Consider the following 23,611-nt stretch of genomic DNA (forward strand, 5'->3'; position numbering starts at 1 on the left):
TTGTTTTTGGAGCTGTAGCTTTTTTAGTGAAGAAATTCTTTTTTAACACTAAAAAAAGTAATTGCGACACTAATTGTAAGTGCTCTTAAAAGCCTTTAACAATACCTTATCATTACAATTTTTGTAAAAGATGTATGTTTGTGGTATTATACTTGGTAGAAAAAAAAGATAATCAGTAAATTTTATATGAAGAGAATACTTTTAGCAAGCGTAGCTTTTATAAGCTCTTTTGCTTATTCACAACAGGAAATTAAAGTAGATTTGTTTGATGCTCTAGCACTTAAGACTTTAGAGGTGTCATATGAGTATTACACAACTGAACGTTCATCGGTTGGGGTTTCAGCATTGTTTAATTTTGAAAAAAGATCAGCAGATTTTAGATACAACGAAAAGACTATGTTCACTCCTTTTTTTCGCCATTATTTTACCAATAGTAGTACATGGAATTATTTTGGAGAGGTTTTTATGGGGGTAAACACAGGAGAAAGAAAAACTATCATTGCCGGAACCAATAATTACGAATACAAAGACTACACAGATGGAGCGTTAGGATTAGCGTTTGGGTCAAAATATGTATCACCAGGAGGCTTTGTGCTCGATATTTATGGAGGTTTAGGTAGAAACTTATTTACTTCAGAATCGCGTTCAGTAGTACCAAGAGTAGGAATAAATTTAGGATATCGATTTTAAGACATTCAATAGATATTAAAAACAAAAAGCTCGCAATTGTGAGCTTTTTGTTTTGTAACGAAACACTTAATTAGATTAAGCTTTTATTTCTTTGATGTTTGATTACATTGGTGATCACAAAACTCAATACGGCAGGCAAAACCCAACCTAAATTTTGGTTAGCAAAAGGAATGCTATTTTTTAATCCTGATAAATATGCAGGATTCACAATAAAATTTAAAAAATCAGGAATACTGAATAGGAATGTTATTCCGACAACAATTTTAAAAACGATAGTTGAGGTGTATTTTTCTGGTAATACATTTAATACAATCAACACGATGGTAATTGGGTAAATAAACATTAAAGCAGGTAAGGCAATGTTGATGATATATTTCACGTCAAACTGACCTACAGCGATTCCTAACAAACATCCAATAATGGCTGTAATTGTAAAAACTTTTTGAGAGTTATTGTTAATTCCTTTAAAATAATCAGCTGTACCAGTAATAACTCCTACAGCAGTGGTAAAACAAGCCAAAGCAACCAAAACACTTAAAAAAACACTTCCAATATTTCCTAAAGTTTGATTGCTTAAAGAACTTAAAATTTCTGTTCTAGTAGCATTTTCACTGAAAGAGGTACTGAATAAAACTCCATTATAAATTAGTCCTGCATAGATAATTAGTAAGCCTAAACCAGCAATAAATCCGGCTTTGGTTATCAATTCTTTTTTTTCTTCAAAAGAAGTATTGGTGTTAAAGTTCATCGAAATTACTAAAACGCCACCAACAACTATGGATGCAATAGCATCAAAAGTTTGGTATCCTTCGAGTAACCCATCAACAAAAGGAGTTTTAAAAGTAGATGAAGTTATAACCTCTGGAGCGGTGTAAATTCCAACAAAAATAATAGCAAGTAAAATGAAAATAATTAAGGGAGTTAAAAATTTTCCCAACAAAGTCAATACTTTAGATCTATTCATTGAAAATATAAAAACAAGCCCAAAATAAACACTACTTGTAATTAACGAGCTGCTATTAAAATAAGGAGCTATTGCCATTTCATGAGTTACTGATGCAGTCCTTGGGGCTGGTAGAGCAATACAAATAGCGTATACAATAAAACAATAGGTAAGACTGAATGTAGGAGAGACTTTTTTTGCAAAATCATACATGGTACCTTGCAATCTAGCATGTGCTAAAATCCCTAAAAGAGGAATAAAAACAGCAGTGATAAAAAAGCCTAGGGTTACCCATAACCATAAGTTCCCAGCTCCTTTTCCTAAAAATGGAGGTAAAATTAAATTTCCTGCTCCAAAAAACATGGAAAATAAAGCAAATCCGTTTATAAATATCTCCTTAGTTTTGTGCATTGCTTAACAAATTAATAGCAAACGAATATACATTAAAAAATGATTGCAAAATTTAAAGAAACTTCGGTTTTTTATACAGATACAGGCAAAGGAAGTTGTGTTGTTTTACTACATGGTTTTTTAGAAAACAGCACGATGTGGAATGTTGTAGTTGAAGAGGTTTCTAAAAGAAATAGAGTGGTTTGTATCGATTTATTAGGTCATGGAAATACAGGTTGTATAGGATATATCCATACAATGGAAGAAATGGCTGATGCTGTTGAAGCTGTATTAAAAGAGTTGAAAATTCGTCGAGCTATTATGGTAGGACACTCAATGGGAGGGTATGTGGCGTTGACTTTTGCAGAAAAATATCTAAAGAATGTAAAAGGAATATGTTTGATGAACTCCACATCACAGGCGGATAGTGAAGAAAGAAAGAAGTTACGACTTAGAGCCAATCAAATGGCAAAAGACAATTACGAAACCTTGGTAAAAATGTCTATAGGTAATTTGTTTGCTGAAAATATGCGTTTGCAACTTTCCGAAGAAATTGAAAATACCAGAGAGGAAGCATTAAAAACTTCTGTTAGAGGATATATAGCTGTTAGTGAAGGAATGCGTTTACGTACCAATAAAGAAGAGGTGTTGCAAATGATTGATAAACGATTGATCATTGCAGGAAAGCAAGACCCGATATTGAATTATACGATTCTTGAGGAAGAAGCTGAGAGAACAAACACTCCTTTGGTAGAATTACCAAATGGACATATGAGTCATATAGAAGCTAAAGAAGAATTATTAGAAGCTTTATTGGAGTTTATAAAATCCTGATAATTTCTGCTACTTTTGTAGAAAATAAAAATAGTAGTTCATGAAAGTTCATCATTTAGCCAAACAAAATTCGATTCTTAATAAATTTTTAGCAGAACTTAGAGATGTTTCCATTCAAAAAGATTCGATGCGTTTTCGAAGAAATATCGAACGAGTTGGTGAAATTTTAGGATATGAACTTAGTAAAGAACTAAACTATGATGTTAAAGAGGTAGCTACCCCATTAGGAATTAAACAAACAAACTTATCAACTAACAATATTGTATTGTGTTCTATTCTTAGGGCAGGATTACCATTGCATAACGGTATGTTGAATTATTTTGATGATGTCGAAAATGCGTTTATTTCTGCGTATCGTCATCATCCTAATAATGATGAAGAATTCGAAATTGTTGTAGAGTATTTTGCATCACCTTCTATTGATGGAAAAACGTTGTTGTTAGTTGATCCAATGCTCGCAACTGGACGTTCAATAGTAGAGGTTTATGAAGGAATAAAAAAATACGGAACTCCTAAAGAAGTAATTATAGCTTCAGTTATTGGTTCTATGGATGGTGTTGAATATGTTGCAAAACACTTGCCAGAGAGTACTACATTATGGATTGCTGATATTGACGAAAAATTAAACGAAAAAGGGTATATCGTTCCGGGTCTTGGAGATGCAGGTGATTTATCGTACGGAGCAAAACGGTAAATTACATAATAGCACTTACCGTAAAGGAAGCTATTAAGAATAAAGTAATAATAGCATCGGCATACCATTTTTTCTGAAAAAACTCAATTCCATTCGCTATAATTACCGAAACAGGAAAGAATACATACAGGAATTCACTTCCAGAACCATCTTCAACTAGAATTAAAATTACAGATGAAATAGTAAGTTGTGTAAGAACTAGTATCCAGTTTCTTCTGAATTTATTCTTAACAGAAAATGCTCTTGGACTTTTTAAGAAAATAGAAGCAACTAAAAAGAAACCGATAAAAAGAATAGGGAATAACGATTTTTGATGAGAGTAAAAACTCAAATCAGGATGAAAATTCCAGTTAAAAAGTGCAGAGAACCTCTCAGGTTCATCGTACCAAAAGTTATAGGTATAGTATAAAAATACAGGGCCAAAAAGACCAATTATAGGAATTGATAGTGTTTGATAAGTAAAACGTTGATGTAAAAATATAGAGAGATAAAAAAGTATAATGAGTAAGCCCGTATAAGGTTCTATTAAAAACGATATACCAAGCCATAAACCTCCATCAAATAATTTGTGAAAAATATTTTTATTAGATTGTAAACTGTATACTTTTCGTAAAAAGAGCAGTACTGTTAAGTTGGCATAAAAGGTTTTATTAATAGCTATGGTATCAGGAAAAAAACCAATTAATATTACAAAAAACAAAAAAGCAAAAGAGTTGTCAAAAGTCAATAAATTTTTCGCAATGATAAAGTTGTAAACAGAAAATACGACTAAAAACCATCCTAACTCTTTTACAAGATTAAAAGACAATTCTTTAGAAAAAAGACTCAAAAAAAAGTACCCTAAAAAAAGTGCAAAGAGTACAACAAAATTTACAGGCTTAGATTTGCCGAAAAAATTGGCTAACATGGTTTCTTTTTATATTTTTGCAGTTGTAAAGATACTTAAGATATGATAGCAGGCAATATTTTTAAATGGATTGGTAGTTTATTTACCGACTTATTATTCTTACCATTTCAATGGTTACGCTTAAACGTTGCTAAAGGTGACGGTGGATGGTGGTCTTCAAACGCTATTAACTGGTTGTTTTTAGTAGTTCTATTAGTGTTATTCGCTTACTGGATGAAAGAATCAGCGAAGTTTTTAAAAGAAGGAACTGAAGATAGAGCCTAATTTCTACACACTTTGGGAAGTAAAAACAAATTAAAACGTTTCAGAGAAAATGAAACGTTTGCAAATGTTATTCAACCAACTCGAGAAGAAGTAGTCAATGATTTTCCACATAAAGGAAAATGGAGTACTTTCTTCAAAAACGACAACCCAATAGTTTTAGAACTAGGTTGTGGTAAGGGCGAGTATACAATTGCTTTAGCAGAAAAAAATCCTGATAAAAATTTTATTGGTATTGATATCAAAGGAGCACGTTTTTGGCGAGGAGCTAAAACAGCGTTGGAAAAAGATATGAACAATGTGGCTTTTATCAGAACTCAAATAGAGTTGGTCGATTATATTTTTGCTGAAAACGAAGTCTCTGAAATTTGGATTACTTTTCCAGATCCTCAAATTAAATACAAGCGTACCAAGCATCGTATGACAAACACTGAGTTTTTAAAGAAATACCACCGTATTTTAAATTCAGAAGGCGTTGTAAACCTAAAAACTGATAGCGAGTTTATGCACGGATATACCTTAGGTTTATTGCATGGTGAAGGTCACGAGATTTTACATGCGAACCACGATGTGTACAAAAATGTATACAGTCCAGAGGAAGTAACTGGAACACAAACTTTTTACGAAAAGCAATATTTAGAAATCGGAAAACCGATTACCTATATAAAATTCAAACTCAATTATTAATCCTGCATATTTGCAGGATTTTTTGTTTTTGGGCGTTACCCTTTGGGTCGCGCTTTCCGCGTTACACGGTTACTTGCTACAATCGCTAACGCGGATAGTATCTAGTGAATGTCATTTCGAGTAAAATGAGAAGCCGCAAGGTTCAACGAAGTTAAACGTTAGCTCTTTAAGTCTTATATTTACGACATGACAGATAAAAATTTCTTCGAAAAAGTATATGAAGTCGCACGTTTAATTCCGTATGGAAGAGTAACAAGTTATGGAGCCATAGCTACTTATTTAGGTACAGCTCGTTCAGCGCGTATGGTAGGGTGGGCAATGAATAATTCTTCAGAAAAGGAAGTGCCAGCACACCGAGTGGTAAACAGAAAAGGTTTGTTGACAGGAAAGCATCATTTCGATGGAACCAATCTTATGCAACAATTGTTAGAAAGCGAAGGAATCAAAGTAATTGATAACCAAATTCAAGATTTTGAAAATGTCTTTTGGAATCCAAATGTGGAGTTGTGATAAATTTTAAAGATATATCCTATTTAAAAAATGGAACTTCTAGACAAAAAGAAGCCTATAAAGTATTGTTGGAGTTAGATATTCTTGAGCTTTTGAAAAAGTTTAATCCAATTTTAGTTGGTACAATCCCTATTGATATTGATGTAGAATCAAGTGATTTGGATATTATTTGCGAATGCAAAAATCATTCAGAACTTCTTGAGATTGTAACCAAAAAGTATGGAGAATTCTCTGGATTTCACGTAAACACAATTCAGTCGTATAAAAATTTAAAAACGACAATCATTGCATTTGAGTATAACACATTTCCAATAGAGTTTTTTGTGCAAAATAAACCTTCAGAACAGCAAGATTCCTACTTGCATATGCTTATTGAGTATCAAATTTTGTTGAAAGAAAATGAGGAGTTTAAATCGGAAGTTATAGCGTTAAAACAACAAGGACTCAAAACAGAACCAGCGTTTGCAAAACTTTTAGGCTTAGAGGGAGATCCATATGAAGCGTTATTAATCTACGGATTTGAGAAAGATTATATTTCCTGATATTTCAAAAATAATTAGCAATAATCTTCGAAATCCGTGTCTATAAAACCAACTTATTATCCTATAAATATTACCAATCTAAAGACTTTATTTTCTGAGGGCTAAAACGTATCTTTGCAGTTAAGATTAAATAAAAATAAGCAACAAGAGTATTACTTGCTGCTCAAAGCATACAGCATAAAACATGAGTTTTAAAAAACAAGATATATACAAGGCATTAGAAACAATTACAGCGCCTGGAGAAGGCAAAAGTTTAATTGAAAATGAAAATGTAACTAACGTAGTGAGTTTTGGTAATGAGGTGATTGTAGATGTTACGATAGCAAACCCTTCGTTACAGGCAAAAAAGAAAGTTGAAGTTGAGATTATGAAGGCTATTCATCAACACGTTGATCAGAAAATTGACGTAAAGGTGAATGTGAAAGTTGAGGTTCAACCTAAGGAAAATCCTAATCAGATTAGAGGGAAAGAAATTCCAAATATTCAGAATATTATAGCTATTGCTTCAGGAAAGGGAGGAGTAGGAAAGTCTACAATAACTTCAAACATGGCAGTTTCATTAGCTAAAATGGGCTTTAAAGTTGGAGTGTTAGATGCCGATGTTTATGGACCTTCTCAACATTTAATGTTTGATGTAGAACAAGAAAAACCATTAGCAGTAAATGTAAATGGGCGTTCTAAAATGAAACCTATTGAGAGTTACGGAGTAAAATTATTATCACTAGGTTTTTTTACCAATCCAAACCAAGCAGTAATTTGGCGTGGACCAATGGCTTCAAAAGCATTAAATCAATTAATTTTTGATGCAGATTGGGGAGAGTTAGATTTCTTACTAATCGACTTACCTCCAGGAACAGGAGATGTACACTTATCAATAGTACAAGCTGTGCCAATTAATGGAGCTGTGGTGGTAAGTACACCGCAAAACATTGCTTTAGCAGATGCTAAAAAAGGAGTAGCAATGTTCCAACAAGAAAGTATTAACGTACCAGTGTTAGGTATCGTTGAAAATATGGCGTATTTTACACCAGCAGAACTTCCTGATAATAAATATTATATTTTTGGAGAAGGAGGAGCTAAACATTTAGCAGAAGACATAGAAACAAGTTTCTTAGGAGAAATACCTTTAGTACAAAGTATTCGTGAAGCAGGAGATGTTGGACATCCAGTAGCTTTACAAGAAAATACACCATTAGCAGAAGCTTTTACTGAGGTAACTAAAGAAATGGTTTCGCAACTATTAAAAAGAAATGCAAATTTACCACCTACAGAAGTAGTACGAATTACTACCATGAGTGGTTGTAGCACAAAATAAGTATTATGGCAACAGCAGACATAAGAAATAACGTAGAAAAAGCTTTAGAAGAAATTCGTCCATTTTTAGTAAGTGATGGAGGTAATATAAAGCTGTTATCAATTGAAGATGATACCGTAAAAGTACAGTTAGAAGGTGCTTGTAGTGGTTGTTCTGTCAATCAGATGACTTTAAAAAATGGAGTGGAAGCGACCATTAAAAAATACGCGCCAGAAATTAAAGAAGTAATAAACGTAGCCTAACTGATAAAAGTCAGGTTTTAAGCTTAACTATTACAGTAATTTTGGGCGTTCGAGCGTGCTTTCGTTACTCGCTTCCCGTTTAAAAAAAACGGGAGAGCTCAAACAAACCACTCAATCACTAACGCATAAAACATTCCTGTCTTAGGTAACAAGGCAGGAATTGTCAGTATAAAAAGACAATTTGTAACTAAAATGATACAAACAGACATATTAATTATTGGAGCAGGACCAACGGGATTATTCACGGTTTTTGAAGCAGGATTATTAAAATTACGTTGTCATTTAATTGATGCTTTACCACAACCAGGAGGGCAGTGTTCAGAAATTTATCCAAAGAAACCTATTTACGATATCCCAGCATATCCTGAGATTTTAGCAGGAGATTTGACTGATAAATTAATGGAACAAATTAAGCAATTTGAACCTGGGTTTACCTTAGGAGAACGTGCCGATACGATTGAAAAACAGGAAGATGGAACATTCATCGTAACTACCAATAAAGGAACAAAACACCAAGCACCAGTAGTAGCGATTGCTGGAGGACTCGGAAGTTTTGAACCTCGTAAACCACCTATTCCTAACATTGCTAATTTTGAGGATAAGGGAGTAGAATACATGATTAAAGAGCCTGAGCTGTATCGTGATAAAGATGTGGTAATTGCAGGAGGAGGAGATTCAGCTTTAGATTGGTCTATTTTCTTAACTGATGTGGCTAGATCGGTAACGTTAATCCACAGAAGAAATGAATTTAGGGGAGCCTTAGATTCAGTTGATAAAGTACAAGAGTTAAAAGACGAAGGAAAATTAATGCTAATTACACCAGCTGAAGTAACAGGAATTGTTGGTGAAGGTAAGGTAGAAGGTGTTGTTATTGAGCAAAAAGATAAAGAACCATTTACTTTAGCATGTGATCATTTTATTCCATTATTTGGATTGGCACCAAAGTTAGGACCAATTGCCAATTGGGGATTAGAGATTGAGAAAAATGCTATCAAAGTAAATAACGCTTTAGATTATCAAACGAATGTAGAAGGTATTTATGCTATTGGTGATGTAAATACGTATCCTGGAAAATTAAAGTTAATTTTATGTGGATTTCACGAAGCAACTTTAATGTGTCAGAGTGCTTTTCAACGTATTCATCCAGATAAAAAATATGTGATGAAATATACAACGGTTGGCGGTGTTGACGGTTTTGATGGTACTAGAAAAGAAGCACCAAAAGCAGTAGTAAAAGCAATTAACTAAGCGTGAAATTAATAGAATACATACAACAGTTATCAGAAGACAAATTATTGTACTTCGCATTGCCTATATTTTTCATTTCTATGTTGGTAGAATACCAATTTGCCAAAGAAAAATACCACGGTAAAGATACCGGTGTATCATTGTTAATGATGGTGTTTTCTGCTATTGTTGAGTTTATTCCAAAAGTTTTAGCCTTTGTAGCTTTTTTCTATTTATATGAAATAAGTCCGTTGAAAGGCATAGTACAACGTCAATGGTGGGCATGGATTCTATTATTATTGGCTGATGATTTTGCTTATTATTGGTTTCATCGTTTAAATCATGAAGTGCGTTTGTTTTGGGCAGGTCATGTACCACATCACTCGTCGATACACATGAATTTAGGAACAGCATTGCGTCAAGGAGTGGGTGAACGTATTCATAAATTTTTCTTTTGGATGTGGATTCCGTTGTTGGGATTTGACCCATTAATGATGTTTACCATGATGGGAGTTAGTTTGATTTATCAGTTTTTTGTACATACAGAGCTAGTTGATAAACTGCCAAAACCAATCGAATTAATTTTCAATACACCATCACATCACCGAGTGCACCATGCTTCTAATATTAGATATTTGGATTGTAACCATGCGGGAATTTTAATTATTTGGGATCGTATGTTTGGTACCTTTTCTAAAGAATTAAAAGATGTTGATAAACCTGTATACGGTCTTACAGTAAACATTGAAACGTTCAACCCTGTAAAAGTTGCAACTCATGAATATACTGCTATTTGGAATGATGTAAAAAGAGCAGATAAGTGGAGTGATAAGCTGAATTATATATTTAATTCACCAGGTTGGACGCATGATGGAGAAGATAAAAGAGCAAAAACACTTCGAAAAAAAATGAATTTGTAAGATGGATCAAGATATTACTATAAAAATTACTGATCGTGACGGAGTAACTCACGAGGTACAAGCCCCAACAGATATGGCAATGAACTTAATGGAAGTGGTACGCTCTTATGAGTTAGCTCCAGAAGGAACCATTGGTATTTGTGGTGGAATGGCAATGTGTGCTTCATGTCAATGCTATGTGAAATCAGATCACGTATTACCAGAAATGGGAGACGATGAAGAAGCAATGTTAGCAGAAGCTTTTTATGTGGAAGATAATAGCCGATTAGGTTGTCAAATACAAATAACACCAGATTTAGATGGTTTAGAGGTTGAATTAGCTCCAGAGAGTTAAAAGACCAAAAAATAAAATTTTAAAGGCGCAGTATTTTAAGTCAAACTTAAAATACTGCGCCTTCTTTTTTATCGAGAAATGCTATTTGCGTCATTTTAATTTCCATTTACGTCATTTAGTTTGATAGCAGGGAATATATTTTTGTTTAAAACTATTAAGACTAAATAAAAATAAATGATTCTCAAACCACACCCTTCTTTAAAGGAACTATCGTTAAATAGCTATTTGTTTAATGATGAATCAGTAAAATTATACGAAGAGTATATCCAGAAAACATTCACTTACACTCAACAATTCTTATCCAATAGAACTTTTTACCAAGGAGATAACCTTGAAGAAATTCAAAAAAATAAAGAACAAGCAAAGCTATTAAATATAGAAGAAACACACACTATAGATAGTGTTTTGGAAGAGTTAAATAACTTGTATATAAAAAATGCAATTGCTTTTCATAATCCGAATTATGTAGCGCATTTAAACTGTCCAATTACTTTGCCTTCAATCATTGCAGAAATGATTACAACCACAATTAATACTGCAGTTGAAACATGGGATCAAAGTACTTCAGCAACCTTTATAGAACAAGAAGTAATTCAATGGATAACCAACGTATTTAGTTTTTCCGATAATTCAGACGGTGTTTTTACAAGTGGAGGAACACAATCTAATTTTATGGCGCTGCTTATGGCTCGAGATAATTATGCCTTTAAAAACTTCGGGATAAACATCAAGCAACATGGTTGGAGTAATGAAATAAGTAAGTTTAGAGTTTTTTGTTCAGAAAAGGCACATTTCAGTATTCAAAAAAGTGCCGCTTTGTTAGGTATGGGCTATGATGCAGTTATTCCTGTAAAGGTTGACAAGAAAATGCAAATGGATGCCAATGAATTGGTACTAGCCATAGAAAAGACAAAACAGGAAGGAAACATTCCGATAGCGGTTGTAGCAACATTAGGAACTACCGATTATGGTAGCTTTGATCCGATACAAACCATAGGAAAAATTGCTAGAGAACATGAAATGTGGTTACATGCAGATGGTGCTTATGGAGGAGCCTATGCACTTACGAATACGCATAAAGAGTATTTTAAAGGAATTGAGTTAGCCGATTCTATTACCATAGACTTTCATAAAACGTTGTTTCAACCTGTAAGTTGTAGTGCCTTTTTAGTTAATAACAAACAACACTTTCAATATGTATCTTATTATGCAGATTACTTAAACCCTATTGAAGATAAAGATCCACAACGTCCAAATCTTATTGAAAAATCAATTCAAACAACACGTCGATTTGATGCCTTAAAGGTATGGTTGACCTTAAAAACAATGGGGACTAAAACCATTGCCAATTACTTAGAAGAAGTGCACTATTTAGCCAAAAAAGTGCATCATGTTATTCAAGATCAAGCTTGTTTTGAAACTGTTCACGTACCAGAACTAAGTACCCTAGTATTTCGATATAAAGCAGAAGGAATAATCGAGAATAGCATTCATAACACAATTAATTTATATATCAAAAATACCTTATACAAAGTTGGAAAAGCATCAATAGCAAGTACAAAATTAGACGGTAACATTTATCTGAAATTTACGCTGCTAAATCCTAAAAATACAATTAACAACCTCCTAAACATTATAGAAATGATTAAGACTACGGGAGAACAATACAAAACTACAAACTAAAAAAGATGAAGAATACTATATTAGATTTTATAGCCATAGGTGTAGGTCCTTTTAACTTAGGATTGGCCTGTTTATCAGAACCAATTGAAAACTTACATGGAGTCTTTCTTGATAAAAAAGAGAAATTTGATTGGCATCCAGGAATGTTATTAGAAGATACTACCCTACAAGTCCCTTTTATGGCAGATTTGGTAACACTTGCCGACCCAACCAGCCCTTTTAGTTTCCTTAACTATATAAAAGAACAAGGAAGAATTTATTCTTTTTATATACGAGAAAACTTCCTGTTGCTTAGAAATGAATACAATAACTATTGTCAGTGGGTAATCAGCAAGCTATCTAACATCTATTTTAACACGGAGGTTACGAATGTAGATTACGATCAAAAAGATGAAATATATGTGGTTACAAGTATTTGCACAAAAACACAGGAAATTAAAATTTATAAAGCTAAGAAATTAGTGTTAGGAACTGGAACACAGCCTTTCATTCCTGCTTGTTGTAAAAAGTTGAAAGATGTTGCAGTTCATTCATCAGAATATTTACCAAATAAAGAACAATTACAGCATAAGAAAAGGATAACAGTACTAGGAAGTGGACAAAGTGCTGCGGAAATTTTTTCAGATTTATTACAAGAAATAGACACTAAAGGATATGAATTGAATTGGATAACCCGTTCACCTCGCTTCTTCCCTTTAGAATATGCGAAGCTAACACTGGAAATGACTTCTCCAGAGTATGTAGACTACTTTTATAACTTGCCAGCATCCAAAAGGGATATGCTAATTAAAAATCAAAAGCATTTATATAAAGGGATAAATCAGGATTTAATAGGAGCGATTCACGATACATTATATGCGAAACGAGTCCTATCAAAAGAACCTTTAAAAGTTTCATTGCGTACCAATTCGGAATTGAAAACTACCAAAGTATCAGATACCGGTATTAAACTTGAACTTCATCAAGTAGAACAAGACAAATATTTTAAACATGAAACTGACGGATTGGTGCTCGCCACAGGATATGAATATCAATTACCTGATTTTATAGAAGGAATTACAGACCGAATTTTATGGGATTATCAAGATCGTTTCGATGTACAACGCAATTATAGTATAGATAAAAATCACAACGAAATCTTTGTTCAGAATGTAGAGCTACATACACATGGTTTTGTAACCCCTGATTTAGGGATGGCAGCTTATAAAAACTCATACATTATTAAAGAAATAACAGGAGTAGAATATTACCCTATTGAGCAAAAAATTGCATTTCAGCAATTTGAAGTGACGCAGGAAGAAGAAATAGAGCTCAATGTCTTTGCATAGAGGTATGAAGTTAAAAACATTTTTAATACTAATGACACTGGTTGCAGTAGTAAGCGATTATTTACTACATCCATTTTATCCGCAGTTTTTTGAGCTTCGTTTTGGAATGAAGAATCCTAAAAATGTTGGATACTATTTTGCAGCCATCTGCTTTATGGTAATGATTGCATTTCCTTTTTGGGCGTATGTTTCTAAAAAAGTTTCCGAATTAAACATTTTAGTTTACACTCAGGCAGTTGCAGGTATGTTAGCATTGTATTGCTATTATACTACATCATATATTAATTTCTGGATAGTATCACTTGTAATGGTACTGTTTAAAGGAAGCTATTTACTGGTATATCCTTACATTTTAAAAATCATTACAAAAGAAGAACATCCAAGTACAATCGGATTACTTTCAGTAGTGGTGCATTTAGGAGGAATCTTAGGAGCGGTGTTGGGAGGTTTAACAGTAGATTATATAAACCCAAGTAGTATTTTTTTAATCATGGCTGCAGGCGATTTTATTCAAATGGCTATGAGTGGTTATTTATTAAAAAGTAAAAAGTATGCTACTGATTTAATTATTTCAGAAGAGTCAGCCGTAACTGATGAAAAAATTATTCCAAAAGGATTTATTTTGAAATTAGGCTTGATTACATTGATATTGTATTTCAGTGATTTTTTAATCAGACCTTTCTTTTCATCATATTGGGAAAGTTTTTCAATGTATAAAAGCAAATTGGTTTCAGGGACTATCTATGCCATTCCAGGTTTTGTTGCCTTAGTAGCATTATGGATTAATAACAAACGAAAATCAAAAGGACACGAAGGAATTATAAACGCCTTGTGTATAGGTTTGATAGGGCTGGTATTGCAAGGAATACCCAATGAAGCAGCAGTTGTTTTAGGAAGAATTATTTACGGATGGGCAATTTTTCAAGGAGTCGTGAAATTCGATATTTTATTATTCGAGTTGAGTTCTCCAGAATCATACTCGGTAGATTACAGTAAAATACATTTCTTTCAAAACCTAGGTGTACTATTAGCTTCGCTAAACGTAGGGATTATAGTCGATAGCTTTGGTTTAAGTATACCTTTCATTATTGCTTTAGGCGGATTTACACTCACACTAGTCTTGTACTTTATCGTGTTTAAATCGGTAAGGAAAGTACACAAACAATTAGCCAAAGCTTAAATTATGAGAACAACAGAAACCATAGCTTTTTCAAAAAAATACAAAGATTTTGGAAGAATTACCATTCGTCCTTTTCAAGTAAAAAAAGACAGTGTTTTTTTACAAAAATGGGTAACACAAGAGTATGCTGTTTTTTGGGGAATGCAAAACGCAACGGTAAAAGAAGTTGAAGAAGAATATACCCAACTTATAGCCCCAGAACATTATGATGTTTTTGTAGGAATGTTTGATGACGAACCTGCATTTGTATTAGAGCGTTATAATCCGCAACTAGACATTATTCATAATTTTTATAAAGCTAAAACGACCGACTGTGGCGTACACATTATTGTGGCACCACCAAAAATCACTAAAACACCAAACTTTACGTGGTTTATGTTTCGATCTATCATGGATTTTGTTTTTACGAACCCTACTATCAATAGAATAGTAATAGAACCCGATATCCGAAACAAAAAAATGTTTGCACTGTGTCAACGCATAGGTTTTCAACTAGGAAGCGTAATAGAATTACCTAACAAAACAGCACAACTAGCATTTTTAACCAAAACCAATTACCAACAACAAATACAATCCTTTATACCATCAAAAAGAAGTGCCATGAACACCTTAGATAATGTGGTTTCTCCACAACAATCAACCCAACATATACAACCAGAGGTTTGGCAAAAAGCTAACCTATTATTAGTAAAAAAAGCACTGTGCGAGTTTTCGCATGAACTATTAATTCAACCAGAAATAATTCAAGAGCTAAGCGATGGATACAATCAGTATAAAGTTTATGCAGATGATATTGAAACCCAATATGAGTTTGAAGCAAAACCAATGGCTTTAAATCATTTGATGATTGATGAAAACTCTATAAAAAAATATGCAAAAGATGTTGAAGAAGAAATCGATGCGATTGCTTTTATAAAAGAATTTAGAAAAGCATTAGGAATTGCTGATGAAAAAATGCCTGTGTATTTAGAAGAAATTATAAACACATTATACGGAAGCGCATTTAAAATGACTAAAGGAAATCCAACAGCAGTAGCATTAGCGATAGCTGATTTTCAAACCATAGAGCAATCTATGACGGAAGGACATCCAGGGTTTGTAGCAAATAATGGAAGAATAGGTTTTGATAGTAGCGATTATCGTTCGTATGCACCAGAAGCAGGAAATTCTTTTTCGTTATTATGGTTGGCAGGACATACATCAAAAGCAGTTTTTTCAGCGATAGAAGCATTGCCCTATGAAACTTTAATACATCAGGAGTTAGATGCCGATACTATAGCACAATTCAATAAAATAATTAAAGAAAAAGGCTTTAGCCCAAAAGAGTATTTATTTATTCCTGTTCACCCATGGCAATGGTTTAACAAACTAGCTACAATTTTTGCTTCAGAAGTTGCCAAAGGAGATTTAATCTGTTTAGGATATGGACCAGACCAATACTTAGCACAGCAATCAATAAGAACCCTATTTAATATAACTAATCCACAGAAATTTTATACAAAAACGGCATTGTCTATTCTAAACATGGGCTTTATGAGAGGATTGCCATTGTATTATTTAGGAACTGCTCCTAAAATGGCAGTTTGGTTAGAAAACCTGTTGTATAATGATGCGTATATAAAGGAAAACGGATTTAGAATGTTGAGTGAAATTGGTTCGGTTAGCTATGTGAATCCATATTTTGAAGAATTTGGTCCGCACAACGATTACAATAAAATGTTAGCATCGTTATGGAGAGAAAGTCCATATTCAGTGGTTAAACAAAATCAAAAACCATTAACAATGGCAGCATTATTACATATAGACCATCACGGAAAAGCATTACTGCCAGAGATAATTAAAGACTCTGGAACTTCAATAGACAACTGGTTACGTAGTTATTTAAAAGCATATTTAAGTCCGATGTTACACTGTTTTTATGAGTACGATTTAGTGTTTATGCCCCATGGTGAAAACATTATTTTAGTATTAGAAAATAACATTCCTGCATATGTTTTATTAAAAGATATTACGGAAGAAGCATGTATTTTAAATCCAGAAGTTGAGCTGCCAGAAGACTTAAAAAGAATGTATGCACCCGTTCCGGAAGACGTAAAATTACTATCCATATTTACAGATATGTTTGATGGTTTCTTCCGTTTTTTAGCTCCAATTTTAGAAGAGCACGCTAATTATAGCGAGAACCGTTTTTGGAAGTTGGTAGCAGAAAATATTCAAGAATATCAAGAACAGTTCCCAGAATTGTCGAAGAAGTTTGAACAATATGATTTGTTTGCTGAAGACTTTAAACTGTCGTGTTTAAATAGATTACAATTAAACAATCACAAGCAGATGATTGATTTAGACGACCCCGTTGCCTTACTACAATTTGCGGGTAAACTAGACAACCCAATAGCAGTATTTAAAACTCAGGAAGTATAATTATGGTTCAAACGTTTCAAAAAGTATTTAGCAAAGAAATAACTGGATTAGGAGTAATAAGTATTCGTCCGTTTCAATTAGAAATTGATACACCAATGTTGCATAGTTGGGTAACAAAACCGTATGCAAAATATTGGGGAATGTTAGATAAGTCTTTAGACGAAGTGTATAGTGAATATCAAGAAATTGAAAACAGCCTACATCATCATAGTTATATCGGGATGTTAAATGATACTCCTGTGTTTTTGATGGAACAATACAAAGCATCAAAAGATATTATAGCAAACTATTACGATGTACAGGAAAACGATTACGGAATGCACGTTTTAGTAGCCCCAGTGGAAAAAAAAATACCACAGTTTACTTGGTATGTATTTTCAACTATTATCGATTATTTTTTCAGTTTGCCACAAATAGAAAGAATTGTCGTTGAGCCTGATGTGAACAACGAAAAAATACATACGCTAAATAAAAAAGCAGGTTTTGAATACCAAAAAGAAGTTGAGTTACCTCATAAAAAAGCGGCCTTAGCTTTTTGTACAAGAGAGATGTACCAATCAGCTTTAACCAAATTAGAACAACATGACAAATAATATAGCACATTTACAACCCGAAGTATGGAGTTTTGTAAATCGTCAATTAATAAAAAAAGCCATTAGTGAATTCTCTCACGAACTTATTTTAACTCCCGAATTTATTTCAGAAGAAGAGGATGGATGCACATACCAAATAACTTCTGATAATAAGAAGCTTATCTATCGATTTATAGCAAAAAAATATTTGCTTGATCACTGGTTGGTAGATGTAAAAAGTATCACCAAAAAGAACAGTACTTCAGAAGAAGTTTATCTAGATGCATTGCATTTTATAACAGAGTTTCAGAACACATTAGGTATTCCTAATGAGTTTTTAGCAACCTATTTAGAAGAAATAACAAGTACACTTTCAGGAGCAGCATATAAATATGTAAATGAGAAATTTTCAGCAAGTGAATTAGCAGAGAAAAGTTTTCAAGAAATAGAACAAGCGATGACTGAAGGTCACCCCTGTTTTGTAGCAAATAATGGTAGAATAGGATTCAATATTGATGATTACCATGCATATGCACCAGAAAGCAATCATCCTTTTAAACTTGTATGGATCGCGGCACATAAGGAATATGCGACCTACACAGCTTTTAAAGGTTATGAATATGAAAAACTTTTAGAAAGTGAGTTAGGAAAAGAAAAATTAACGTCATTTAAAGAAGTTGTAAAGAAGCAAAATGTGGCTCTAGACGATTTCATTTTTATGCCTGTACATCCTTGGCAATGGAAAAATAAAATAGTAGCCGTTTTTGGGGCAGACATAGCACAAAAAAATATCATTTTGGTAGGAGAAAGTGACGATGAATTTTCAGCACAGCAATCTATTAGAACATTATTTAATGCCTCAAATCCAGAAAAATTATACACAAAAACAGCTTTATCTATTTTAAACATGGGCTTTATGCGTGGATTATCTCCGTATTATATGCAAAGCACCCCACACATCACAAAATGGATAACAGATTTGTTGGCAGATGATACATACCTAAAAAATAATGGTTTTACCATGTTAGGTGAAGTAGCAACGGTAGGATACCACAATCATTATTACGAGGTATTAGGAAAAACGAATCCGCATAATAAAATGTTATCGGCCTTGTGGCGCGAGAGTCCGTTTACAAAAATTAGCTCCAATCAACGTGTGCTTACCATGGCAGCTTTATTACATGTAGATTACCAAGAAAATTCATTACTAGCATCTTTAATAGAAACATCACCATATGATACAAGTACTTGGTTTCAATGTTATTTAAAAGCTTATTTAGCTCCTTTATTGCATTGTTTCTATAAGTACGAATTTGTGTTTATGCCTCATGGAGAAAATCTTATTCTAGTATTAGAAGAAAGCACTCCTGTATATGTTTTAATGAAAGACATTACCGAAGAAGTGATTGTTTTTAATGAAGAAATACGCTTACCAGAACACGCTGAAAGATTGTTTACTAAAACTTCTGATAAAATGAAAGTGCTAACCATTTTTACAGATGTTTTTGATTGCTTTTTCCGTTTTATGGCGCAACAATTAGACAGTTATGCAAACTTTTCAGAAGAAAACTTCTGGGAATTGGTGGCAGAATGTGTGTATGAGTATCAGGAAGAGCATCCAGAGTTTTCAGAGAAATACAAGCGATATGATTTGTTTGTTGATGAGTTTGATCGCTGTTGTTTAAACAGGTTACAATTAAGTAATACAAAACAAATGTTGAGTTTAGCCGACCCAATCGAGAGCTTAAAATTGGAAGGAACCTTAGAAAATCCGCTTGCTAAATTTAAAAAAGAAGAGGAAATAGAAACTAAGATAATAATTCAAAACACGTAAAATAAATACATTACAAATGCAAAAAACACAAAGAGTAAGGGCTGTAGACTTTGTAAGAGGGTTTAGTGTTCTTGTTATGATTCCAGTGCATGTGATGATGATTTTTTCAAGTATGGATACTTGGGAAAATTCGATAACTGGAAATATAGCTCAGTTATTAGAAAGAGGATCACCTGTTTTTCTTATTGTAATGGGGATTTCATTTGCATTCTCAAGAAACTCAAATAAAAAAGGAATTCTTAAAAAAGCGTTATTCATTATTACTTTAGGGTACATTTTAAATTTCTTAAGATTTATAGTACCACTTTTGTTTTTTGGAGGTTTCCCAGAAAGCTTTGTAAAGGCAAGCGGGCTTCAAGTAAGTAATTCATATAGCATGCTAAACTACTTCTTAAAAGGAGATATGTTTCAACTGATAGGTATATCATTATTTTTAATAGGTATATCGTTTAAGTTCTTAATTAAAAATAAAAACATACTTATAGTTATTGCATTGGTTGTCATGTGGCTTTCAAAAATAGTAAGTGGTATTCAATTAGGAATTCCTGGGGTAGATTATGTTTTAAATCTTATTTGGGGTAATAACTTTGATGTATATTTTCCTTTATTTCCGTGGATTTCATTTATTCTGACGGGGTTATATCTAGGATTAAGATATCAGGAAGCACCTGAAAACGCTGATAAATCTTTATTCAGACCAATGTTGTACATCGGAATCGTTTTTCTCGTAATAGGGAAGTTACTGTGTGATTATAATTATGAATACCATTTTGGAGATTATTATCATTTAGGTCCAGGAGGAAGTATGGGGTTAATGGGATGTATTTTAGTTCTTTTCTGGGTGTATTATTTAATAGAGCGAAATCTGCCTAAGAACAATTATGTAAGTAAGTTGTTCTTTTACTGCAGTAAAAATGTCACTCCTTTTTACATTATACAATGGGTGTTAATTTATTGGTTGTTAGCGTTTACAGAATTCTCAGCTTATAGTGAACCAATGGTTTTAGCCATTATGCTAGTTGTAAATTTAGGAACTTTTAGCTTATTGTATCTGTTTAACAAATACAAGGTTACCAAGAGAAGTAAAAAAACAAGAGTGGTACAACAAATGGTATAATTATGAGGAAGTTATTAGTTATTATTGTTGTTCTATTACAGCTTAAATCCATAGCACAAGCAAAACTAGCAGGGAGCTATGGATTAGATCCTACTGTTCAAGAATTTTTAGAAGTTATCCATTCTTATCAAGGTCCACCATTGCAAAAATTACCGTTAGATGTAGGTAGACTTGCGATGGAAAACATGCAAAAAGATTCAACCATAGCTTACGACAAAGTTACTTTTACCAAAACTATTTTTAAGGAAGGGAATCGAAAAATAAACGCAGTAATAATAAAGCCAAAAAAGGCAGAAAAATTACTCCCTACATTAATATACTTTCATGGAGGAGGTTGGGTGTTCAATAGCTTTGAAACACACAAACGTTTAATGAGAGATATTGCTTTAAAAGCAAACGTAGGGGTGGTTTTTGTAGAATATTCAAGAGTACCAGAAGTAAAGTATCCTGTAGCAAATGAAGAAGGATATACAGCAGCTTTATTTATGTCGAAATATGGGAAAAGATATGGATTAGATTCAAACAGAATTATAGTTGGTGGTGACAGTGTAGGAGGAAATATGGCAACAATTGTAGCAATGAAGGCAAAAGAGGAAGGAGTTCCTAAAATTCTTGGACAAGTGTTGTTGTATCCTGTAACCGATACTAATTTAAACACGAAATCATACGAACAATTTTCAAAAGGACATTATTTAACTAGAGCTACTATGAAATGGTTCTGGGAAGTATATGCTCCTGATAAAAGTACACAATCACTAACAACTGTTGCCCCTTTAAAAGCTAGTTTAGAAGAACTTAAAGGTTTACCTAAAACTCTTTTAATAACGGCAGAATATGATGTGCTAAGAGATGAAGGAGAAGCATATGCTAAAAAGTTACGAATGGCTAAAGTACCAGTTGTTTCAACAAGATATGGAGGAGCAATACATGATTTTATAGTACTAAATGCTCTCAGGGAAACCGAAACATCAAAAGCAGCTGTAGTACAAGTGTGTACTTTTTTAAAGAATAATTTTTATAAGAATAATTAAAAATGGATTTATCGTCTATAAAAACACTTGTAGGTCAATTAGAACATATGAGTATAACAGTACTTGTTTTAATGTTAGTTGAATGGGGAATTCTTATTGTAACAAGTTATGTAGAAAAAAATAAAGAAGGTGTGGTTAGCATTGTATCTTATTTAGTACAAAGTATTCCGTATTTTCTATTGTCAAAAGTATTGATTGTAGGCACCATGTTTTTGCTATATGAAAATAAGTTGTTCAACTTGGGTTTTCAATGGTATGTGTGGATAGCAGCTTACTTGTTGTACGATTTTACAGTGTTTTTTATTCATTTATTAGGACATAAAGTTCGAGTTTTATGGTGTATTCATGGTGTACACCATACTGCAGAAGAAATGAATTTAACTGTAGTTGCAAGAGGATCAATCTTTGATGTGTTTTTTACTCCGTTCAATTTTATATGGCTTCCAATAGTAGGGTTTCATCCATTAATGATTTTTGTAATTGAGCCTATAGCAAGGCTATATGCAACTTTAACACATATAAATGAAAAAGTTATTGGGAAGCAAAAATGGTTAGATAAGATATTAATTACTCCTTCAATTCATAGGGTTCATCATGCTAAAAATCATATTTATTTAGATAGAAATTATGGCGAGACCTTTAGTATTTGGGATCGTTTATTTAAAACCTTTCAAAAAGAGTTAGAGAATGAAAAAATTCAATATGGAATTATGCATGACAAATTGAATAGTGAAAGCCTATGGGATGTACAGTTTCTACTATGGAAAGAGTTATGGTTAGATGTTAAAAAAGCGCCAAGATTAACAGACAAAGTAAATTATATTTTTAAGCCTCCAGGTTGGAACCACATTGATGGAGGAAAGAAAGCAAGAGAGTACAGAAATGAAGCTAGGTTAAATAAACTTGATAAATAAAAAAGTATAAAATTAGATTCTAATTTTTAAGAAGGGAAGAATAACTCTTTCTAAACTCTTTAGGAGTGACTTTTTCAAACTTTTTAAAAGCAGCTGTAAAATGAGTAGGGTTTTTATACCCTACCATATCAGCTACTTCATAAATAGGTTTTTGAGTGTGGATTAATAAGTTTTTAGCCTTCTCCATTCTTAATTTTTTAGCGTAATTAAAAATAGTTTCATCAAACAATTTTTTAAACTCATTTTTTAAAACATTTTGATTCAATAATACTTTACGAGCAAGTTGCTGTATGGATATTTGTTCATGTAGATTTGTTTGAAGTATAGCTTCTACCTTATATATTTTCTTAAGAATGTTTTCATTAGAACTGCTTGTTTTTTCTGTACGAATAGCTAACTGCAGGTGTAGCAATTCTAAAATTTTTGATTCTAAAAAAAGACGTTTAAGCAACCCTTTTTGTGAATTAAGGAGTATTTCGGTAACAATTTTCTCCATATTAGAAGTTAACTGTTGAGTGAAATTTTCCTTTTTTTTTAAGCCAAGAGCTTTATCATTGGACAAAAGAGCTTGCATTTGGTGTTTCTGTATGAAATAATCATACATTCTAATTTTAATCTCGTTTATAGGCTTATCTCTATAAAAAAATGTTTTATTGTCTATATTGCTATTATACAAGAGACAGCTTTCATTTTTTTCGAGGATGAGGTCATTTTTGAAATTAGAAGCACGGATAATTTTTTCTCCTTCAATTAAAACAGAAAGTTCTAAAATACTTATGTTATCATTTGAGATAAAAAGAAAATCCTCTTTGAATCTAGCATTAATAATATTAATTAATAAACCATCAAAATAATAACTAGTAACAAACCCTTTGCCATAGACGGGATTAATTGTAAATATAGAGGTCTTTATACCGCAATCTAAACTTTCAGTTTGTAGTTGCAATATTTTTTTTAACTGTGGTGTTTTGTTGTTGGCAATAGCAATTTCCATGAAATATAGGGAGACTAGGAAATGAAGAATAAGCCGATGGA

The 23,611-nt window shown here is 32.7% G+C and carries 24 protein-coding genes; 21 read left to right on the top strand and 3 right to left on the bottom strand.

What is annotated here, in order from left to right:
• Positions 1-186 precede the first annotated feature (186 nt).
• Entirely contained in the window at positions 187-690 is a 504-nt protein-coding gene (locus ACQY6M_RS04620; protein ID WP_428743582.1) for a DUF3575 domain-containing protein, read from the top strand.
• 70 nt (positions 691-760) lie between these two features.
• Here ACQY6M_RS04620 and brnQ read toward each other — a convergent pair whose 3' ends face one another.
• Positions 761-2,044 (bottom strand): branched-chain amino acid transport system II carrier protein, encoded by a 1,284-nt coding sequence (gene brnQ / locus ACQY6M_RS04625; RefSeq protein ID WP_428743583.1) that lies wholly within the window; start codon positions 2,042-2,044, stop codon positions 761-763.
• Positions 2,045-2,083: 39 nt separating this feature from the next.
• On the opposite strand from brnQ, the gene ACQY6M_RS04630 reads away from it, so the two are divergent.
• Positions 2,084-2,857 (top strand): alpha/beta fold hydrolase, encoded by a 774-nt coding sequence (locus ACQY6M_RS04630; RefSeq protein ID WP_428743584.1) that lies wholly within the window; start codon positions 2,084-2,086, stop codon positions 2,855-2,857.
• Positions 2,858-2,897: 40 nt separating this feature from the next.
• Positions 2,898-3,551, top strand: coding sequence for a uracil phosphoribosyltransferase (gene upp, locus ACQY6M_RS04635; protein ID WP_428743585.1), 654 nt, complete (start codon positions 2,898-2,900; stop codon positions 3,549-3,551).
• A 1-nt stretch (position 3,552) separates the two neighbouring features.
• Here upp and ACQY6M_RS04640 read toward each other — a convergent pair whose 3' ends face one another.
• Positions 3,553-4,458: a DUF6427 family protein gene (locus ACQY6M_RS04640; protein WP_428743586.1), complete on the bottom strand. Its 906-nt coding sequence runs from the start codon at positions 4,456-4,458 to the stop codon at positions 3,553-3,555.
• 42 nt (positions 4,459-4,500) lie between these two features.
• Between ACQY6M_RS04640 and ACQY6M_RS04645 the strand changes: the two genes are divergently transcribed.
• The 18 genes from ACQY6M_RS04645 to ACQY6M_RS04730 all read left to right on the top strand — a co-directional run bounded on the left by ACQY6M_RS04645 (position 4,501) and on the right by ACQY6M_RS04730 (position 22,576).
• On the top strand, positions 4,501-4,722 hold the full coding sequence (locus ACQY6M_RS04645; protein ID WP_428743587.1) for a DUF6341 family protein: 222 nt from the start codon (positions 4,501-4,503) through the stop codon (positions 4,720-4,722).
• Between the two features lie 12 nt (positions 4,723-4,734).
• Positions 4,735-5,406 (top strand): tRNA (guanosine(46)-N7)-methyltransferase TrmB, encoded by a 672-nt coding sequence (gene trmB, locus ACQY6M_RS04650; RefSeq protein WP_428743588.1) that lies wholly within the window; start codon positions 4,735-4,737, stop codon positions 5,404-5,406.
• A 186-nt stretch (positions 5,407-5,592) separates the two neighbouring features.
• On the top strand, positions 5,593-5,916 hold the full coding sequence (locus ACQY6M_RS04655; RefSeq protein WP_428743589.1) for an MGMT family protein: 324 nt from the start codon (positions 5,593-5,595) through the stop codon (positions 5,914-5,916).
• A complete protein-coding gene (locus tag ACQY6M_RS04660) occupies positions 5,913-6,458 on the top strand; it encodes a DUF4269 domain-containing protein (protein WP_428743590.1) in 546 nt (181 codons plus the stop codon). The genes ACQY6M_RS04655 and ACQY6M_RS04660 overlap by 4 nt, the downstream gene beginning before the upstream one ends.
• A 184-nt stretch (positions 6,459-6,642) precedes the next feature.
• Positions 6,643-7,773, top strand: coding sequence for a P-loop NTPase (locus ACQY6M_RS04665; protein WP_428743591.1), 1,131 nt, complete (start codon positions 6,643-6,645; stop codon positions 7,771-7,773).
• Positions 7,774-7,778: 5 nt separating this feature from the next.
• A complete protein-coding gene (locus ACQY6M_RS04670; protein WP_028891714.1) occupies positions 7,779-8,015 on the top strand; it encodes a NifU family protein in 237 nt (78 codons plus the stop codon).
• A gap of 192 nt (positions 8,016-8,207) precedes the next feature.
• Entirely contained in the window at positions 8,208-9,263 is a 1,056-nt protein-coding gene (locus ACQY6M_RS04675) for an NAD(P)/FAD-dependent oxidoreductase (protein ID WP_428743592.1), read from the top strand.
• A 2-nt stretch (positions 9,264-9,265) separates the two neighbouring features.
• Complete coding sequence (locus ACQY6M_RS04680; protein WP_428743593.1) at positions 9,266-10,162, top strand: sterol desaturase family protein; 897 nt, start codon at positions 9,266-9,268, stop codon at positions 10,160-10,162.
• A gap of 1 nt (position 10,163) precedes the next feature.
• The gene (locus ACQY6M_RS04685) at positions 10,164-10,496 is read left to right on the top strand and encodes a 2Fe-2S iron-sulfur cluster-binding protein (RefSeq protein ID WP_428743594.1); all 333 of its coding nucleotides are present in this window, start codon (positions 10,164-10,166) and stop codon (positions 10,494-10,496) included.
• A 174-nt stretch (positions 10,497-10,670) separates the two neighbouring features.
• Positions 10,671-12,179: a pyridoxal phosphate-dependent decarboxylase family protein gene (locus tag ACQY6M_RS04690; protein ID WP_428743595.1), complete on the top strand. Its 1,509-nt coding sequence runs from the start codon at positions 10,671-10,673 to the stop codon at positions 12,177-12,179.
• 5 nt (positions 12,180-12,184) lie between these two features.
• The gene (locus ACQY6M_RS04695) at positions 12,185-13,507 is read left to right on the top strand and encodes a lysine N(6)-hydroxylase/L-ornithine N(5)-oxygenase family protein (protein WP_428743596.1); all 1,323 of its coding nucleotides are present in this window, start codon (positions 12,185-12,187) and stop codon (positions 13,505-13,507) included.
• Positions 13,494-14,687, top strand: coding sequence for an MFS transporter (locus tag ACQY6M_RS04700; protein ID WP_428743597.1), 1,194 nt, complete (start codon positions 13,494-13,496; stop codon positions 14,685-14,687). Before ACQY6M_RS04695 ends, ACQY6M_RS04700 begins: the two co-directional genes overlap by 14 nt.
• Before the next feature lie 3 nt (positions 14,688-14,690).
• Positions 14,691-17,108, top strand: coding sequence for a GNAT family N-acetyltransferase (locus tag ACQY6M_RS04705; RefSeq protein WP_428743598.1), 2,418 nt, complete (start codon positions 14,691-14,693; stop codon positions 17,106-17,108).
• A 2-nt stretch (positions 17,109-17,110) separates the two neighbouring features.
• On the top strand, positions 17,111-17,701 hold the full coding sequence (locus ACQY6M_RS04710; RefSeq protein WP_428743599.1) for a GNAT family N-acetyltransferase: 591 nt from the start codon (positions 17,111-17,113) through the stop codon (positions 17,699-17,701).
• Entirely contained in the window at positions 17,691-19,514 is a 1,824-nt protein-coding gene (locus ACQY6M_RS04715) for an IucA/IucC family protein (RefSeq protein WP_428743600.1), read from the top strand. Before ACQY6M_RS04710 ends, ACQY6M_RS04715 begins: the two co-directional genes overlap by 11 nt.
• A gap of 16 nt (positions 19,515-19,530) precedes the next feature.
• Complete coding sequence (locus ACQY6M_RS04720; RefSeq protein WP_428743601.1) at positions 19,531-20,631, top strand: heparan-alpha-glucosaminide N-acetyltransferase domain-containing protein; 1,101 nt, start codon at positions 19,531-19,533, stop codon at positions 20,629-20,631.
• Between the two features lie 2 nt (positions 20,632-20,633).
• Positions 20,634-21,662 carry an alpha/beta hydrolase gene (locus ACQY6M_RS04725; RefSeq protein WP_428743602.1) on the top strand — a complete coding sequence of 343 codons (1,029 nt, stop codon included), beginning with the start codon at positions 20,634-20,636 and terminating at the stop codon, positions 21,660-21,662.
• A gap of 2 nt (positions 21,663-21,664) precedes the next feature.
• Positions 21,665-22,576 carry a sterol desaturase family protein gene (locus ACQY6M_RS04730; RefSeq protein WP_428743603.1) on the top strand — a complete coding sequence of 304 codons (912 nt, stop codon included), beginning with the start codon at positions 21,665-21,667 and terminating at the stop codon, positions 22,574-22,576.
• 19 nt (positions 22,577-22,595) lie between these two features.
• Here ACQY6M_RS04730 and ACQY6M_RS04735 read toward each other — a convergent pair whose 3' ends face one another.
• The gene (locus ACQY6M_RS04735; RefSeq protein ID WP_428743604.1) at positions 22,596-23,570 is read right to left on the bottom strand and encodes a helix-turn-helix domain-containing protein; all 975 of its coding nucleotides are present in this window, start codon (positions 23,568-23,570) and stop codon (positions 22,596-22,598) included.
• Positions 23,571-23,611 lie beyond the last annotated feature (41 nt).

The organism is Tenacibaculum sp. (assembly GCF_050290165.1).
In the GTDB taxonomy this organism is placed as follows: domain Bacteria; phylum Bacteroidota; class Bacteroidia; order Flavobacteriales; family Flavobacteriaceae; genus Polaribacter.

Coding starts and splice junctions, on each gene's coding strand:
- ACQY6M_RS04620 (WP_428743582.1), top strand. CDS start 187: ATGAAGAGAATACTTTTAGCAAGCGTAGCTTTTATAAGCTCTTTTGCT.
- brnQ (WP_428743583.1), bottom strand. CDS start 2,044: ATGCACAAAACTAAGGAGATATTTATAAACGGATTTGCTTTATTTTCC.
- ACQY6M_RS04630 (WP_428743584.1), top strand. CDS start 2,084: ATGATTGCAAAATTTAAAGAAACTTCGGTTTTTTATACAGATACAGGC.
- upp (WP_428743585.1), top strand. CDS start 2,898: ATGAAAGTTCATCATTTAGCCAAACAAAATTCGATTCTTAATAAATTT.
- ACQY6M_RS04640 (WP_428743586.1), bottom strand. CDS start 4,458: ATGTTAGCCAATTTTTTCGGCAAATCTAAGCCTGTAAATTTTGTTGTA.
- ACQY6M_RS04645 (WP_428743587.1), top strand. CDS start 4,501: ATGATAGCAGGCAATATTTTTAAATGGATTGGTAGTTTATTTACCGAC.
- ACQY6M_RS04655 (WP_428743589.1), top strand. CDS start 5,593: ATGACAGATAAAAATTTCTTCGAAAAAGTATATGAAGTCGCACGTTTA.
- ACQY6M_RS04665 (WP_428743591.1), top strand. CDS start 6,643: ATGAGTTTTAAAAAACAAGATATATACAAGGCATTAGAAACAATTACA.
- ACQY6M_RS04670 (WP_028891714.1), top strand. CDS start 7,779: ATGGCAACAGCAGACATAAGAAATAACGTAGAAAAAGCTTTAGAAGAA.
- ACQY6M_RS04675 (WP_428743592.1), top strand. CDS start 8,208: ATGATACAAACAGACATATTAATTATTGGAGCAGGACCAACGGGATTA.
- ACQY6M_RS04685 (WP_428743594.1), top strand. CDS start 10,164: ATGGATCAAGATATTACTATAAAAATTACTGATCGTGACGGAGTAACT.
- ACQY6M_RS04690 (WP_428743595.1), top strand. CDS start 10,671: ATGATTCTCAAACCACACCCTTCTTTAAAGGAACTATCGTTAAATAGC.
- ACQY6M_RS04695 (WP_428743596.1), top strand. CDS start 12,185: ATGAAGAATACTATATTAGATTTTATAGCCATAGGTGTAGGTCCTTTT.
- ACQY6M_RS04700 (WP_428743597.1), top strand. CDS start 13,494: ATGTCTTTGCATAGAGGTATGAAGTTAAAAACATTTTTAATACTAATG.
- ACQY6M_RS04705 (WP_428743598.1), top strand. CDS start 14,691: ATGAGAACAACAGAAACCATAGCTTTTTCAAAAAAATACAAAGATTTT.
- ACQY6M_RS04710 (WP_428743599.1), top strand. CDS start 17,111: ATGGTTCAAACGTTTCAAAAAGTATTTAGCAAAGAAATAACTGGATTA.
- ACQY6M_RS04715 (WP_428743600.1), top strand. CDS start 17,691: ATGACAAATAATATAGCACATTTACAACCCGAAGTATGGAGTTTTGTA.
- ACQY6M_RS04720 (WP_428743601.1), top strand. CDS start 19,531: ATGCAAAAAACACAAAGAGTAAGGGCTGTAGACTTTGTAAGAGGGTTT.
- ACQY6M_RS04725 (WP_428743602.1), top strand. CDS start 20,634: ATGAGGAAGTTATTAGTTATTATTGTTGTTCTATTACAGCTTAAATCC.
- ACQY6M_RS04730 (WP_428743603.1), top strand. CDS start 21,665: ATGGATTTATCGTCTATAAAAACACTTGTAGGTCAATTAGAACATATG.
- ACQY6M_RS04735 (WP_428743604.1), bottom strand. CDS start 23,570: ATGGAAATTGCTATTGCCAACAACAAAACACCACAGTTAAAAAAAATA.